Source organism: Enterobacter sp. RCC_40 (assembly GCF_041360735.1).
Classification (GTDB): Bacteria; Pseudomonadota; Gammaproteobacteria; order Enterobacterales; family Enterobacteriaceae; genus Enterobacter; species Enterobacter ludwigii.
In genome coordinates, this window is the sequence record NZ_JBFUPR010000001.1 from 1614996 (window position 1) to 1630618 (window position 15623).

At 55.9% G+C, this 15623-nt stretch carries 11 protein-coding genes and 1 tRNA gene; 5 read left to right on the top strand and 7 right to left on the bottom strand.

Annotated features, from left to right (window positions below):
- Window positions 1-215: 215 nt before the first annotated feature.
- Window positions 216-1121 (bottom strand): LysR family transcriptional regulator, encoded by a 906-nt coding sequence (locus AB6731_RS07675; RefSeq protein WP_079231174.1) that lies wholly within the window; start codon window positions 1119-1121, stop codon window positions 216-218.
- Window positions 1122-1230: 109 nt separating this feature from the next.
- Here AB6731_RS07675 and AB6731_RS07680 point away from each other — a divergent pair, with 109 nt between their 5' ends.
- The 3 genes from AB6731_RS07680 (at window position 1231) to AB6731_RS07690 (ending at window position 3024) form a co-directional block, all read left to right on the top strand.
- On the top strand, window positions 1231-2091 hold the full coding sequence (locus AB6731_RS07680) for a pirin family protein (protein ID WP_020884706.1): 861 nt from the start codon (window positions 1231-1233) through the stop codon (window positions 2089-2091).
- Between the two features lie 20 nt (window positions 2092-2111).
- Window positions 2112-2789 (top strand): isochorismatase family protein, encoded by a 678-nt coding sequence (locus tag AB6731_RS07685; protein ID WP_020884707.1) that lies wholly within the window; start codon window positions 2112-2114, stop codon window positions 2787-2789.
- 147 nt (window positions 2790-2936) lie between these two features.
- Window positions 2937-3024, top strand: a tRNA-Ser gene (locus AB6731_RS07690).
- A 116-nt stretch (window positions 3025-3140) separates the two neighbouring features.
- On the opposite strand, the gene phoH is transcribed toward AB6731_RS07690, so the two are convergent.
- The 4 genes from phoH to efeU all read right to left on the bottom strand — a co-directional run bounded on the left by phoH (window position 3141) and on the right by efeU (window position 7710).
- Complete coding sequence (gene phoH, locus AB6731_RS07695; protein WP_024908976.1) at window positions 3141-3929, bottom strand: phosphate starvation-inducible protein PhoH; 789 nt, start codon at window positions 3927-3929, stop codon at window positions 3141-3143.
- A gap of 488 nt (window positions 3930-4417) precedes the next feature.
- Window positions 4418-5701 carry an iron uptake transporter deferrochelatase/peroxidase subunit gene (efeB, locus tag AB6731_RS07700; protein WP_020884708.1) on the bottom strand — a complete coding sequence of 428 codons (1284 nt, stop codon included), beginning with the start codon at window positions 5699-5701 and terminating at the stop codon, window positions 4418-4420.
- A 5-nt stretch (window positions 5702-5706) separates the two neighbouring features.
- Window positions 5707-6834 (bottom strand): iron uptake system protein EfeO, encoded by a 1128-nt coding sequence (gene efeO, locus AB6731_RS07705; RefSeq protein WP_371006102.1) that lies wholly within the window; start codon window positions 6832-6834, stop codon window positions 5707-5709.
- A gap of 42 nt (window positions 6835-6876) precedes the next feature.
- Window positions 6877-7710 (bottom strand): iron uptake transporter permease EfeU, encoded by an 834-nt coding sequence (gene efeU, locus AB6731_RS07710; RefSeq protein ID WP_371006103.1) that lies wholly within the window; start codon window positions 7708-7710, stop codon window positions 6877-6879.
- Between the two features lie 251 nt (window positions 7711-7961).
- Here efeU and AB6731_RS07715 point away from each other — a divergent pair, with 251 nt between their 5' ends.
- Window positions 7962-9146, top strand: coding sequence for a NupC/NupG family nucleoside CNT transporter (locus AB6731_RS07715; protein ID WP_228175675.1), 1185 nt, complete (start codon window positions 7962-7964; stop codon window positions 9144-9146).
- 32 nt (window positions 9147-9178) lie between these two features.
- Here the strand turns inward: AB6731_RS07715 and AB6731_RS07720 are convergent, their stop codons facing one another.
- Window positions 9179-9598 (bottom strand): DUF3574 domain-containing protein, encoded by a 420-nt coding sequence (locus AB6731_RS07720; RefSeq protein ID WP_014169506.1) that lies wholly within the window; start codon window positions 9596-9598, stop codon window positions 9179-9181.
- A gap of 116 nt (window positions 9599-9714) precedes the next feature.
- Window positions 9715-11223: a sodium/proline symporter PutP gene (putP, locus tag AB6731_RS07725; protein WP_020884712.1), complete on the bottom strand. Its 1509-nt coding sequence runs from the start codon at window positions 11221-11223 to the stop codon at window positions 9715-9717.
- A gap of 423 nt (window positions 11224-11646) precedes the next feature.
- On the opposite strand from putP, the gene putA reads away from it, so the two are divergent.
- Window positions 11647-15609, top strand: a complete 3963-nt coding sequence (putA, locus tag AB6731_RS07730; RefSeq protein ID WP_371006104.1) for a trifunctional transcriptional regulator/proline dehydrogenase/L-glutamate gamma-semialdehyde dehydrogenase — start codon at window positions 11647-11649, stop codon at window positions 15607-15609.
- The last annotated feature ends 14 nt before the right edge of the window (window positions 15610-15623 follow it).

A 15623-nucleotide genomic window follows, 5' to 3' on the forward strand; every position in this document is an offset into this window, starting at 1 on the left:
CGACAACGGGCGACAGCCAGTTGGACAGACTGAGCGCGCAGCGAACAGGCTGCCCGCAGGGCGAGCAAAGCGAGTCAATCCCCCCCTCACCGACATATTTAAGATGAGAGCCCGAACGAAAGTACGGGCTTTTTTCTTTTATATTCTCCGCCCGCGCAGCATGAGACCTTGTGTGGTGTAAGATCCTCACCCTCGCTCCAGGGGAGAGGGAAAGATTAATCTTCCACCATCCGCGCATACTCTTCGGTAAGAAAATCCACCAGTGCCCTGACAGACGGGAGTAACCCGCGTCTTGAAGGATACACAGCATGAATCACCTCACGTCGTGGCTCCCAGGCATCAAGTACGCGAATGAGGTCCCCTGACGCAAGCTGATCTTTCACCATCAATATGGGCAACTGCACCACGCCGATACCCGCTATAGCCGCTTCACGCAGCGCCAGCATATCGGTAGTGATCAGGCGAGGATGGTAATGGATTTCCGCCTTCGCCCTTTCGGGTCCGCTCAGTTCCCATTTATGGATGTGTTTACCCTCGTTCGTGCTTAATCCAGGCCAGGCACTGAGTTCAGAGGGCACCAACGGTTTACCCATCCGCTGAATCAACGCCGGTCCGGCGACCAGACAATGTCCCCGGTCCGCCAGTACCCTTAACACCAGATCGCTGTCATCGAACGGACGCGGGCGCACACGGATCGCGACATCAATCCCCTCCCCCACCAGGTCTACCCGCCGGTTGGTTGCCTCAAGCTGCAGCGCGATCCCTGGATAGCGCGCCATAAATCTCGCCAGCATCGGGCCAACATGGACATGCAACAATGTTATCGGGCAGGTGATCCTGACAATACCGCGCGGCTCAGCCTGTAACGCGGCCACCGCCTCCTCAGCAGCTTCTGCTTCCACCATCATCGCTTTACAGTGCTGATAGAAGGTCTGGCCAACTTCTGTCACCGTAAACTGCCGCGTTGTGCGATGTATTAACCGCACGCCAAGCCGCTCTTCCAGCTGAGCTATCCGGCGGCTTAGCCGGGACTTCGGCAAATCGAGCGCACGCCCCGCTGCAGCAAAACCACCGTAGTCGACCACCTTCACAAACCAGACGAAGTCATTGAGATCCTGCATAAATCCTCATCGTTCTATTTTTAGAACAGTGAATGCCATTTTCACTATCTACCGGGATATTAACGATGAATATAAGCTAATTACATCAACAACGCTTCAGGAGTTCATCATGAAAAACGTAACAGGCGTGTATACCGCTCCCCGTCAACACTGGGTTGGTGATGGTTTCCCGGTACGTTCAATGTTTTCTTACCAGACACACGGCGAGCCGCTCAGCCCGTTCTTGCTGCTGGACTACGCCGGGCCATACACCTTCCCGGCGGATGGGGCAAAGCGCGGCGTCGGCGAGCATCCGCACCGGGGTTTCGAAACGGTCACCCTCGTCTATTCCGGCGAAGTTGAACATCGAGATTCCACCGGCAGAGGCGGCGTAATAGGCCCCGGGGACGTGCAATGGATGACGGCGGGCGCTGGCATTTTGCACGAGGAGTTCCACTCCAGCGCGTTCGCGCAGAAAGGCGGTGAACTGAAAATGATGCAGCTGTGGGTCAACCTGCCTGCCAAAGACAAAATGGCGACGCCGGGCTACCAGAGCATCACTAAGGCGGATATCCCTGTGGTCACGCTGCCGGATAACAGCGGCTCGCTGCGGGTTATCGCAGGTCGCTACGAGGATGTTGCTGGCCCCGCACACACCTTTTCGCCGCTAAACGTCTGGGACATCGCGCTCAATCAGGGTAGCCATCTCACGCTCAGTCAGCCGGAGGGATGGAGCACGGCGCTGGTTGTGATGGAAGGCACCATTACAGTGAACGGAACAGCCCAGGCAGGCGAGGCACAGCTGGTTGTATTAAGCCAGCAAGGCGACACACTCCATCTGGAAGCGAGCCTCGATGCCAAAGTCCTGCTGATGGCCGGCGAACCGCTGAATGAACCCATCGTGGGCTATGGGCCGTTTGTGATGAACAGTAAAACCGAAATCGCGGAAGCCATTCGTGATTTCAACTCCGGCCGCTTCGGCCAGATCTGATGGTAATAAAGGAGAAGAAGATGTCTGCACCTGCAAATTTTAACGGCTCACGCCCGGTTATTGATGTAAACGATGCGGTGATGTTGCTTATCGATCACCAGAGCGGACTTTTCCAGACCGTGGGGGATATGCCAATGCCAGAGTTGCGCGCACGTGCTGCGGCGCTGGCAAAAATCGCTACCCTGGCGAAGATCCCGGTGATCACCACCGCTTCTGTTCCACAGGGACCGAATGGCCCCCTTATCCCGGAGATCCACGCTAATGCGCCACATGCGCAATACGTTCCACGTAAAGGTGAGATCAACGCCTGGGATAACCCGGAGTTTGTGGCTGCGGTGAAAGCCACCGGGCGCAAAACGTTGATCATCGCCGGCACCATCACCAGCGTCTGCATGGCGTTTCCCTCTATTAGCGCAGTCGCGGAGGGTTATAAAGTGTTTGCGGTTATTGATGCCTCCGGCACCTACAGCAAAATGGCTCAGGAGATCACCCTGGCGCGCGTGGTCCAGGCCGGGGTGGTACCAATGGATACCGCGGCGGTTGCCTCTGAGATCCAGCGGACATGGAACCGGGAAGATGCAGCCGAGTGGGCTGAAGTGTATACCCATATCTTCCCTGCCTATCAGCTGCTGATCGAAAGCTATACCAGAGCACAAGAGGTGATCACAAACAGTGAAGTGCTCGATTCACAGCGTTAATCACCGGCTCCACGGTCAAAAAGACGTGGAGCTGATTATTGCTTAACCGAACAAGCACTAAAGCAGAAAATCTGCTTGACCGTTTTAGCGCAACTCCCTATAGTAGCGCCCCGTTGCCCCCCAAGCGGTCAGGCAGCAAAACAATATGGTGAGGTGTCCGAGTGGCTGAAGGAGCACGCCTGGAAAGTGTGTATACGGCAACGTATCGGGGGTTCGAATCCCCCCCTCACCGCCATATTCAAGATAAGAGCTCGTACGAAAGTACGGGCTTTTTTCTTTTATATTCTCCGGACAGGACGCCCGCACAAAAAACAAAGCCCGGTTTCCCGGGCCTTGAACACAACGGCTAACTCAATAGTACGCTTGCAGCGTGCGCTGGCAGAGCGCTGAACGCACGCAGTCTTCTTTCGTGAAGCGTACCACCCCAATCATCTCATCTTCCTCAAAACGTGACATGGCGTCGCTCAGTCCGGATTTCACGCCCGACGGCAGATCGCACTGGGTAATATCACCATTGACGATGACCGTCACGTTTTCCCCGAGGCGCGTTAAAAACATCTTCATTTGCGCTGCGGTCACGTTCTGAGCCTCGTCAAGAATGACGACCGCATTTTCAAATGTACGTCCGCGCATATAAGCGAACGGCGCGATTTCCACCTTGCCAATCTCTGGTCGCAGACAGTACTGCATAAAGGATGCTCCCAGACGTTTCACCAGCACGTCATAGACGGGCCTGAAGTAAGGGGCAAACTTCTCTGAAATATCTCCGGGCAAGAAGCCAAGATCTTCATCAGCCTGCAGTACCGGACGGGTGACAATAATTCTCTCCACGTCTTTATGGATCAGCGCCTCTGCCGCTTTGGCTGCACTGATCCACGTTTTCCCGCATCCGGCTTCGCCGGTTGCAAAGATGAGCTGTTTACTCTCGATAGCATTCAGGTAGTGCGCCTGAGCCTCATTGCGCGCCACAATTGGAGAATTATCACGGCTGTCTCGGGCCATGCCAATTGCTTCTACGCCACTCATCTGCACAAGCGAGGTGACCGATTCTTCTTCACGCTGTTTATGGCTACGTGAATCCCGTCTCAGCACACGTTTTGCTTCGCGACGAGCTTTGATCACTGCTTTTTGTCTTCCCATGGATAGCACCTTGAGTTGTTGGTATTCATCACACGTGCCAGTTTCAGCACGATTATGCGCACGAACATCAGAGGGTTGGCTTCCTTGTAAGCCATTGCTTGCTTTACCGGATGACGCAACAGAACGGCTACGCGCACCATTCTGCACGTCGGTCGAAAGAGATTCTTGAGTCGAGGGGGATAATTTTGTGGTGAGGAAATCGCTGCCGGAGTCTGAGCCTCCGCGCCGGGTGCTGCGGGTGTTGTGTTTACCATGTCCAGTACAGGACGCAACCATTCGCGATCTCCATAGTGATTCAGCATCACTGCCGGGAACTACCGCTGTCTTATCTTAAGTACATCAGGAGTTATCATAAATGCAACATTTATTTTACCTGAACGTAACTTTAAGACTGTCCCTACAGTGGAAATCAGTCTCATACAGAAATATAACAGCAGGACAGGCATATGAAAAAATAATGTCCCCGCGAATTATCGCAGGGACAATTATCAGGCTTCAATCAACCCTTGAGCGAGATAGGCGTTGCGATCGCGTGCGCCAGGCAGGGCAAAGAAATAACCGCCGCCGATGGGTTTAATGTACTCTTCCAGCGCTTCCCCGTTTAAGCGTTTCTGTACGGTCAGGAAGCCCTTCTCCAGGTCGTGCTGATAGCAGACAAACAGCAGCCCCATATCGAGCTGGCCGGCGTTGGTTACGCCAAGTGAATAGCTATATCCCCGACGCATCATCAGGCTGGATTGTGTCTCTTTGGTACGCGGATTGGCCAGGCGGATATGGCTGTCCAGCGCGATGACATCGCCATTCGGATCGCTGGCGTAGTCAGGCACATCATGCTCGTTCTTCATCCCGAGCGGAGCGCCACTCTGTTTATCGCGGCCAAAAATCGTCTGCTGCTCTTTGAGCGGCGTACGGTCCCAGAACTCCACGTGGAACTGAATAATCCGCACCGCCTGATAACTTCCCCCCACAGCCCATGCCGGCTCGCCCTGATCGGCCGTCACCCAGACCACCTCTTTCATGAGCGGATCATTACGGCTGTCCGGGTTGGCCGTGCCGTCTTTAAAGCCCAGCAGGTTTACGGGCGTCTCTTTCCCTTTGCTGCGGGCGGCATGGTCAGAGATAAACCCTTCCCGCTTCCAGCGAACGCTCAGCAGGTCCGGCGTGTGCTTGATGATGTCGCGCAGCGCGTGGATCACCGTATCCTGGGTGTTGGCGCAAATTTGCAGGAGCAGATCGCCGTGGCAGAGAGCAGCATCCAGAGAGTCATTCGGGAAACGCGTCATTTTCTGCAGCGCTTTTGGCTTCTGTTTTGCCAGCCCGTAGCGCGCATCAAACAGCGACTCACCGAGCGAAACGGTTATCGTCAGGTTATCCGGAGCGATAAATGCCCCGAGGATACCGGAATCCATCGGCGGCAGACGCGGGTTAGGCGTGTCCGGCGCCGGACCACCGGCGGTGAGAAACGCGATGCGCGTCGTCAGCAGGCGGAACAAACGCTCAAGATCGGCTTTATCGCTTGCCAGCGAATCAAAAGCCACCAGCATCATAGAGGCCTGCTGTGGCGTCAGAATGCCCGACTGATGCTCGCCATAAAAAGGCTGCGTCTCCATGCGTGCATTGGGTGACAGCGTGCCGGGAGCACTTTGCGGTTTCGCCGCATGCGCCACCGGGCACCCTCCGGCCAGAGCAAGGGCGCCCCCCAGCGCCCCTACCCCTTTTAACAATCGACGACGTGAAGGTTCCACCACGTCGTGTTCATTCTGCTTGTTCATCGTGCTTAATCCAGACCCAGTACGCCACGCAGCAGGGAGAGATCTTCCGCCAGTGTGGTAATCGGGCCTTTCAGCGCGTTACGGTCGGCATCGGTCAGTTTATCGTAGGTTTCAAACCCGTCTTTGGTACGGTACTTCGCCAGAATGGTGTCGACTTTTTTGAAGTTGGCATCCACTTTCGCCAGCAGTTCGCTGTTATCTTTCTGCAGCTTAGGACGCAGCAGATCGACAATTTTCTGCGCGCCATCGACGTTGGCCTGGAAGTCCCACAGGTCGGTGTGGCTGTAACGGTCTTCTTCACCGCTGATTTTACTTGCCGCCACTTCTTCAATCAGACCCGCGGCACCGCCCACCACTTTTGATGGCGGGAAGGCCAGCTCACTGATGCGTTTTTGCAGCTCAAGCACGTCACTGTTCAGCTGATCGGCATATTTATCCATCCCTTTGAGAGTGTTATCGCCAAACAGGGCTTTCTCCAGACGGTGGAAGCCGGTAAATTTCGGGTCGGCTGCTTTTTGCTCAAAATCATCTTCACGGGCATCAATGCTGCCATCCAGGTCAGAGAACAACTCGGCAATCGGCTCAATACGCTCGTAATGCTGACGGGTTGGCGCATACAGGGATTTCGCTTTCGCGATATCGCCCGCTTTTACTGCATCGGTGAAGGCTTTAGTACCGGTGGCCAGGTCCGCCGTCTCTTTGATGACATACGCTTTATAAGCAGTAATCGCATCACCCAGGCTCAACAGGGCCGTGCCTTTTCCGGCGTCGGCCGTGGCGTCACCCTTCACGATAAGCTTGCCTTTAGGGTTCGTCAGCAGCCCGCAGGTCATCTCATATTCACCCGGCTGCAGGTTGGCGGTCATCTTCTGACTAAAGCCCGGCGCGATATTTTCACGCTCTTCCACCACCATGACGCCTTTCAGGATTTCCCACTCCAGCGCCTTCTGGCTGTGGTTCTGAATAATAAACTGGGTTTTGCCGCTGTTGACCGTGATGGTCATTGGCTCGCACTGCTTATCATTGACCGAAACCTTGACCTGCGGAACATCCGCGCCCCAGGCGGAAAATGCTGAAGCGAACAGCGCGGCAATGCCTGCGCATAACGCACTACGACGGAACTGAATTGCCATGACTCTTCCCTTTAAAAGTATGTTGTAACTAATGCAGACAGATTACGGCGCAACGCGCGACGTCTGAGAGCCGGTGCGCGGCGGCATGGCAAACAGCACCAGCGCCGGAACCAAATAGATAAAGTACATCGCCACTTCGCTGACGCTCGGCGTTTCCTGGTAACCAAATATACCTTCGAGCAAGGTACCGGTCAGGGAGTGCGTTGAGAGCACGTTACTGAGGTCGAACGCCACTTCCTGGAAGTGATTCCACAGGCCCGCTTCGTGGAAAGCGCGGATCGCTCCCGCCGCCAGCCCAGCGGCCACCAGCAGAATAAACAGGCTGGTCCATTTAAAGAACGCACCCAGGTTAAGACGAATGCCGCCCCAGTAGAGCAGGAAGCCCAGCACCACAGCAGTGGCCAGACCCAGCATCGCACCCAGCGGTGGCCAGATCCCCACATCCTGCTGAAATGCCGCCAGCAGGAAGAAAACCGACTCCAGCCCTTCCCGCGCCACGGCGAAAAAGACCATCATGATCAGCGCCCAGCCGTGGTTATTGCCCTTTTGCAGGGCGTTATCCACCGCCTGCTCCAGCTGCACCTTCACGTTGCGGGACACTTTACGCATCCAGAACACCATCCAGGTGAGGATTACCACGGCAATGACGGCCACGATCCCTTCAAACAACTCTTGCTCTTTCTGGGGAAACTCACCGGTGGTTTCATTGATAAGAATGCCGAGGCCCAGACAGAGTGCTGCGGCGAGGAATACCCCTATCCACATGACACCAATCCAGCGTCCACGCTGGGTTCGCTTCAGATAACTGGCGATGAGGCTGACGATGAGGGCCGCTTCGAGACCTTCACGTAACATAATGAGAAATGGAACAAACATGCCGACACCTTAAATGTTTATCGCGGTCAACTGATGCAAAGAAAGGTAAATTCTTGTGATAGTGATTATCATTACGCCAGCAAGAAAAACAAGCGAAATGTGTGTTGTTTTGATGACGAGTTGTAAACACCCAGCCTGGTAATAATTGCTGGCGTTATCGTTAAGTTTATAAGTTATAGCGAAAATGCCCATTTACGGTTAATCAGGGCTGTGGCTAAATATCTGCCTCAAAAACCAACTGAAAATTAACCATGTTTAACATTATCCATTTCCTGCTGGCGCTGGTGATTATTCTTGCGCTTGCCTGGCTGGTGAGTTTCGACCGCCGAAAAATTCGCATTCGTTTTGTTTTACAGCTGATTGTCATTGAAATAGCCCTGGCGTTCTTTTTCCTGCATGCCGAAAGCGGGCTGTTCATTATTAAATATGTCTCGGGATTCTTTGAGTCACTGCTGAAATTCGCGGCCGAAGGCACCAATTTCGTCTTTGGCGGGATGGGTGAAAAAGGACTGGCGTTCATTTTCCTCGGCGTACTCTGCCCGATTATTTTTATCTCCGCACTGATTGGTATTCTTCAGCACTGGCGAATTCTGCCGATTTTTATTCGGGTGATCGGGACACTGCTGTCAAAACTGAATGGCATGGGTAAGCTGGAATCGTTCAACGCGGTGAGCTCGCTGATCCTCGGACAGTCTGAAAACTTTATTGCTTACAAGGGTGTACTGGGCGACCTCTCCTCTCGTCGTCTCTTCACCATGGCGGCCACGGCCATGTCGACGGTATCTCTGTCGATTGTCGGTGCCTATATGACCATGCTCGACGCCAAATTTGTCGTTGCCGCGCTCATCCTGAACATGTTCAGCACCTTTATTATTCTCTCCATTATCAACCCGACGCGCCCGGAAGCAGAGCCGGACATCAAGCTTGAAAAGCTGCACGAGTCCCAGAGCTTCTTCGAAATGCTTGGCGAGTATATTCTGGCCGGTTTTAAAGTGGCGATGATTATTCTGGCGATGCTGATTGGCTTTATTGCCCTTATTAGCGCCGTTAACGCCCTCTTCTCCAGCGTATTTGGTATGAGCTTCCAGCAGATCCTGGGCTATGTATTTTATCCGCTGGCGTGGCTGGTTGGTATTCCGCTGAGCGACGCGTTGAATGCCGGCAGTATTATGGCAACCAAGCTGGTCGCAAATGAATTTGTGGCAATGATTGAGCTGCAAAAAATTGCGCATCAGATGTCACCACGCGGACTGGGCATTTTGTCCGTTTTCCTGGTGTCGTTCGCTAACTTTGCCTCTATCGGCATTGTGGCCGGGGCGATCAAAGGCCTGAACGAGCAACAGGGGAACGTGGTATCACGTTTTGGCTTACGTCTGGTGTATGGCGCGACGCTGGTCAGTTTGCTGTCCGCCAGCTTTGCAGGACTGGTGCTGTAAGCGATAACGGCGGGTTCTCCCGCCGTTTTTCATTAAAACTGCACGCACACCGGTTGATCGACCCGCATCACCGACTCCTGCGCGAAGCGTGATTTATAAATACCGCGCAACGCTTCAATATTCTTCTCGCTCTGCGCATCTTTACCATGGATCAGCATAAGCGCCTTGCTCGGTTCACGCGCCACTTTCCCGTCGTTACCCAGCCACTGCCCGCGCGCATCAAAGACCGTCAGGCCATCGCGAAAACGCGGCGTCACGTCCTGGTCAACGAACTGCTGCCACTCGCCGGTGGTGATTTGCGCCCCTGCGGGACGGTTTAGCCCGAAATAGAGCGTGGTTTGCTGCATCTGGTTATCCGCTTTGCAGGTCTCCATCGCCGCGTGTTGCGACGGCACACTGCAGCCCGCCAGCATCAATAATGCCGCTGCCATTACCCCTGTTTTGATTGTCATGCTTCGCTATCCTCATTGTTATAAGCACAGCGATATCATCGTAAATTGCGAATTTTGGCAAGAAAAAAGCCGGGTAAGCGCACGCGCTTACCCGGCCTGTCTATCAGCGAAAAAGATTACTCAGCCTGCAGCTTAGACGGCGGTGCAGTGTGATAGTGTGCGTCTGCTTCAGCAAAACGTTTCTGCATTGAGGCAGAAGGCGCTTTACCCAGCAGGCTGAACACCACAATGCCGATACTGCCGAAGATGAAGCCCGGGATAATTTCGTACAGACCGAGCCAGGCGAACTGCTTCCAGACGATCACGGTAAGCGCACCGATAATCATCCCCGCCAGCGCGCCGTTGCGGGTCATGCGCGACCACAGCACCGAGAAGAGCACCACCGGACCAAACGCCGCACCAAAGCCCGCCCACGCGTAGCTCACCAGGCCCAGCACGCGGTTCTCAGGGTTTGCCGCCAGCGCAATGGCAATTAAGGCCACCACCAGCACCATGAAACGCCCCACCCATACCAGCTCTTTCTGGCTCGCATCTTTACGCAGGAACGCCTTGTAGAGGTCTTCGGTGATTGCACTTGAGCAGACCAGCAGCTGGCAGCTCAGGGTGGACATCACGGCCGCCAGGATCGCGGAGAGCAGAATACCGGCAATCCACGGGTTGAACAGAATGCCCGCCAGTTCGATGAACACACGCTCGGCGTTCTGGTTTACTGCACCTGCCTGCGCCGGGTTATTGTTGAAGTAAGCGATGCCGAAGAAGCCAACCGCACAGGCACCCGCCAGACAGAGGATCATCCACGTCATACTGATACGACGGGCATGAACAATCGTGTGGTGAGAGTCAGCGGCCATGAAGCGCGCCAGAATGTGCGGCTGACCGAAGTAGCCCAGACCCCAGCCCATCAGAGAAACGATGGCGACAAAGTTCAGCCCTTTCAGCATGTCGACGTTTTCAATGCTCTTCTGCTTAATCACTTCCAGCGAATCAGCAAAGCCGCCGACGGTGAAGATGACAATGACTGGCGTCAGGATCAGAGCGAAGATCATCAGGCTCGCCTGCACGGTGTCAGTCCAGCTTACGGCCAGGAAACCGCCCACGAAGGTATAGAGAATGGTTGCCGCAGCACCGGCCCATAGCGCCGTTTCATAGCTCATGCCGAAGGTGCTTTCGAACAGGCGCGCACCGGCCACAATGCCAGAGGCACAATAGATGGTGAAGAACACGAGGATAACCAGCGCAGAGATAATGCGCAGCACGCGGCTGTTATCTTCAAAGCGTCCGGTGAAGTAATCCGGCAGGGTCAACGCATTGTTGTTGGCTTCGGTATGCACGCGCAGACGGCCTGCAACCAGCTTCCAGTTGATCCATGCCCCGACGGTCAGGCCAATGGCGATCCAGCTTTCAGAAATACCGGAGATGAAAATCGCCCCCGGCAGCCCCATCAGCAGCCAGCCGCTCATGTCGGACGCGCCCGCAGAGAGTGCGGTGACCATCGGCCCTAAGCTACGCCCGCCCAGAATGTAGTCGTCAAAGTTCTTTGTTGAACGCCATGCCAAAAACCCTATCAGGATCATGCCAAATATATAAACGAGAAATGTCACCAGCATCGGTGTGCTAATTGCCATTCAAATTCTCCAAAATGTCGAGCGACAACCGTCCGGGTTGCCTTGTTATGTCATCACCGGAACGTAGTGATGTGTGTATGTGTTTCTGTTGGCCGCGCGTATCCTGCCGTAAGCAGTGCTCGCACACAAACGATTTAACACTGCATTTACATCAAATTCATCCCTGGTTTTATACGTCTTTCGTATAGGTTGCACTCGCTCACGCTTTTACGGGTTGCACCTTTTAAAAGTGTTAAGTCCCGCATAAAAACAGGCCTCTCATCCAGAAGCCAGCACTTTTTTCCAGCTAACCATCTCTTAACATTCCATTCATTTCCTGGGTTGCAAACCAGGTCACATTTAACACGGTTGCACAAAGTTGCAACATGGTGGATATTTCACGCTATCGATAGCACACGACGACAGAACAACAGGAGCTTTGGCATGGGTATGACCACCATGGGGGTTAAGCTGGATGACGCAACCCGCGAACGGATTAAGACCGCAGCAACCCGCATTGACCGCACGCCGCACTGGCTAATCAAGCAGGCGATTTTTAACTACCTCGAAAGACTCGAAAGCGATGAGGGGCTGCCAGAGCTGCCCGCGCTGCTGGCGGGTGCGGCCAATGAAAGTGATGAGGTTTCCGCCGCTGCTGACGAAAACCATCAGCCGTTCCTTGAATTCGCCGAGCAGATCCTGCCTCAGTCGGTCAGCCGCGCCGCCATTACCGGTGCTTACCGTCGTGCCGAAACCGACGCCGTACCGATGCTGCTGGAGCAGGCCCGTCTGCCAGAAGCCATTGCCTCTCAGGCGCACAGCCTGGCGTATCAGCTTGCCGACAAACTGCGTAACCAGAAAAATGCCACCGGCCGCGCCGGAATGGTACAGGGGCTGCTGCAGGAGTTTTCCCTCTCCTCTCAGGAGGGCGTAGCGCTGATGTGTCTGGCGGAAGCGCTGTTGCGTATTCCTGACAAAGCCACCCGTGACGCACTGATCCGCGACAAAATCAGCAACGGTAACTGGCAGTCACACATTGGCCGCAGCCCGTCGCTGTTCGTCAACGCGGCGACCTGGGGCCTGCTGTTTACCGGCCGACTGGTCTCGACCCATAACGAAGCCAACCTCTCCCGCTCCCTGAACCGCATCATCGGCAAGAGCGGTGAACCGCTGATCCGCAAAGGTGTGGATATGGCGATGCGCCTGATGGGCGAGCAGTTTGTTACCGGCGAAACCATCGCGGAAGCGCTGGCCAACGCCCGTAAGCTCGAAGATAAAGGTTTCCGCTACTCTTACGACATGCTGGGTGAGGCGGCGCTGACCGCCGCCGACGCGCAGGCTTATATGGTCTCTTACCAGCAGGCGATTCACGCCATTGGTAAAGCGTCAAACGGTCGTGGTATTTATGAAGGCCCGGGGATCTCCATCAAGCTCTCGGCCCTGCATCCGCGCTACAGCCGTGCGCAGTACGACCGGGTGATGGAAGAGCTCTATCCGCGCCTGAAATCCCTGACCCTGCTGGCGCGCCAGTACGACATCGGTATCAACATCGATGCCGAAGAGGCCGACCGCCTGGAGATCTCCCTCGATCTGCTGGAAAAACTGTGCTTCGAGCCGGAGCTGGCAGGCTGGAACGGAATTGGTTTCGTTATCCAGGCGTATCAGAAACGTTGTCCGTTCGTGATTGATTACCTGATTGACCTGGCAAGCCGCAGCCGCCGTCGCCTGATGATCCGCCTGGTAAAAGGCGCCTACTGGGACAGCGAAATTAAACGCGCCCAGATGGAAGGTCTGGAAGGCTATCCGGTCTATACCCGCAAGGTTTACACCGATGTCTCCTACCTTGCCTGCGCGAAAAAACTGCTCGGCGTGCCGAACCTGATTTACCCGCAGTTTGCCACCCATAACGCCCACACTCTGGCGGCCATCTACAGCCTGGCCGGTCAGAACTACTATCCGGGTCAGTATGAGTTCCAGTGCCTGCACGGCATGGGGGAACCGCTGTACGAGCAGGTCACCGGTAAAGTGGCGGATGGCAAACTGAACCGTCCATGCCGTATTTATGCCCCGGTGGGCACCCATGAAACCCTGCTGGCGTACCTGGTGCGTCGCCTGCTGGAGAACGGGGCGAACACCTCCTTCGTTAACCGTATCGCCGATACCACCCTGCCGCTTGACGAGCTGGTTGCCGATCCGGTGCAGGCGGTTGAGAAGATGGCGGCCCAGGAAGGTCAGATTGGCCTGCCGCATCCGAAGATCCCGCTGCCGCGCGAACTGTACGGCAAAGGTCGCGTGAACTCCGCGGGCCTGGACCTGGCGAACGAACACCGTCTGGCCTCCCTCTCCTCCGCCCTGCTCAACAGCGCGCTGCAGAAATGGCAGGCCAAACCGATTCTGGAGCAGCCCGTCGCTGATGGCGAAATGCAGCCCGTGATTAACCCGGCGGAGCCAAAAGATATCGTCGGCTACGTGCGGGAAGCAACCGAAGCAGAAGTGGATCAGGCGCTGGACAGCGCGGTGAATAACGCGCCAATCTGGTTCGCGACGCCGCCGCAAGAGCGTGGCGCCATTCTGGAACGTGCTGCGGTGCTGATGGAAGACCAGATGCAGTCGCTCATCGGGATCCTGGTGCGCGAAGCAGGTAAAACCTTCAGCAACGCCATTGCCGAAGTTCGTGAAGCGGTCGACTTCCTGCACTACTACGCAGGCCAGGTTCGTGATGATTTCGATAACGAAACCCACCGTCCTCTCGGTCCGGTGGTGTGTATCAGTCCGTGGAACTTCCCGCTGGCGATCTTCACCGGCCAGATTGCCGCCGCACTTGCCGCAGGCAACAGCGTGCTGGCAAAACCGGCGGAGCAGACCCCGCTGATTGCCGCTCAGGGTATTAACATTCTGCTGGAAGCGGGCGTGCCTGCGGGTGTCATACAGCTGTTGCCGGGCCGCGGTGAAACGGTTGGGGCGAAACTGACCGCCGATAACCGTGTGCGCGGCGTGATGTTTACCGGCTCGACTGAAGTGGCCTCCCTGCTGCAGCGCAATATTGCCACCCGTCTTGATGCGCAGGGGCGTCCAACGCCGCTCATCGCTGAAACCGGCGGCATGAACGCCATGATCGTCGACTCCTCCGCGCTCACCGAGCAGGTGGTGGTCGATGTTCTCTCCTCCGCCTTCGACAGCGCGGGCCAGCGCTGTTCCGCCCTGCGCGTGCTGTGTCTGCAGGATGACGTGGCAGACCACACGCTGAAGATGCTGCGCGGCGCGATGGCCGAATGTCGTATGGGTAACCCGGGCCGTCTCACGACCGATATCGGGCCGGTTATCGACGCGGAAGCCAAAGCAAATATCGAAAACCACATTCAGACCATGCGCGCCAAAGGCCGTCCGGTCTTCCAGGCCGTGCGTGAAAACAGCGAGGATGCCCGCGAGTGGCAGACCGGCACCTTTGTGCCGCCAACGCTGATTGAACTGGCCAGCTTCGACGAGCTGAAAAAAGAGGTCTTTGGCCCGGTATTGCACGTGGTGCGCTACAACCGTAACAACCTCAACGAGCTGATTGAACAGATAAACGCCTCCGGCTATGGCCTGACCCTCGGCGTGCATACCCGCATCGATGAGACCATCGCTCAGGTGACCGGCAGCGCTAAAGTAGGCAACCTGTACGTCAACCGTAACATGGTCGGCGCGGTAGTGGGCGTACAGCCGTTCGGCGGTGAAGGTCTGTCAGGTACCGGTCCAAAAGCCGGTGGTCCACTCTACCTGTACCGTCTGCTGGCAAACCGTCCGGACAATGCGCTCGGCGTGACGCTGGCACGTCAGGATGCCGAACGTCCGGTGGACGCGCAGCTGAAGGCCATGCTGACACAGCCGCTTGAAGCGCTCATCACGTGGGCAGAAAAACGCCCGGAACTGCGCGCTGTCGCACAGCAGTATGGCGAACTGGCGCAGGCGGGTACGCAGCGCCTGCTGCCGGGGCCAACCGGTGAGCGCAACACCTGGACGCTGATGCCGCGCGAGCGTGTGCTGTGCGTGGCAGACAACGAGCAGGATGCGCTGGTTCAACTGGCCGCTGCTGCTGCAACCGGTTGTGAAGTGCTGTGGCCGGAAGATGCACTGCATCGTGACCTCGCGAAACAGCTGCCGAAAGCGGTCTCTGCCCGCATTCATTTTGTGAAGCCCGATGCCCTGCTGACTCAGCCGTTTGATGCCGTTATCTATCACGGTGATTCCGACCAGCTGCGCGAACTGTGCGAGCAGGTAGCGGCCCGCAGCGGTGCGATTGTTTCGGTACAGGGCTTTGCCCGCGGCGAAACCAACCTGCTGCTGGAACGTCTGTACGTTGAGCGCTCGCTCAGCGTGAACACCGCGGCAGCGGGCGGTAACGCGAGCCTGATGACTATCGGTTAATCGTGTAAAATATC

Bases quoted from the DNA above. Each gene is read 5' to 3' on its own strand.
- AB6731_RS07675 (WP_079231174.1), bottom strand. From the start codon at position 1,121: ATGCAGGATCTCAATGACTTCGTCTGGTTTGTGAAGGTGGTCGACTAC.
- AB6731_RS07680 (WP_020884706.1), top strand. From the start codon at position 1,231: ATGAAAAACGTAACAGGCGTGTATACCGCTCCCCGTCAACACTGGGTT.
- AB6731_RS07685 (WP_020884707.1), top strand. From the start codon at position 2,112: ATGTCTGCACCTGCAAATTTTAACGGCTCACGCCCGGTTATTGATGTA.
- phoH (WP_024908976.1), bottom strand. From the start codon at position 3,929: ATGGGAAGACAAAAAGCAGTGATCAAAGCTCGTCGCGAAGCAAAACGT.
- efeB (WP_020884708.1), bottom strand. From the start codon at position 5,701: ATGAACAAGCAGAATGAACACGACGTGGTGGAACCTTCACGTCGTCGA.
- efeO (WP_371006102.1), bottom strand. From the start codon at position 6,834: ATGGCAATTCAGTTCCGTCGTAGTGCGTTATGCGCAGGCATTGCCGCG.
- efeU (WP_371006103.1), bottom strand. From the start codon at position 7,710: ATGTTTGTTCCATTTCTCATTATGTTACGTGAAGGTCTCGAAGCGGCC.
- AB6731_RS07715 (WP_228175675.1), top strand. From the start codon at position 7,962: ATGTTTAACATTATCCATTTCCTGCTGGCGCTGGTGATTATTCTTGCG.
- AB6731_RS07720 (WP_014169506.1), bottom strand. From the start codon at position 9,598: ATGACAATCAAAACAGGGGTAATGGCAGCGGCATTATTGATGCTGGCG.
- putP (WP_020884712.1), bottom strand. From the start codon at position 11,223: ATGGCAATTAGCACACCGATGCTGGTGACATTTCTCGTTTATATATTT.
- putA (WP_371006104.1), top strand. From the start codon at position 11,647: ATGGGTATGACCACCATGGGGGTTAAGCTGGATGACGCAACCCGCGAA.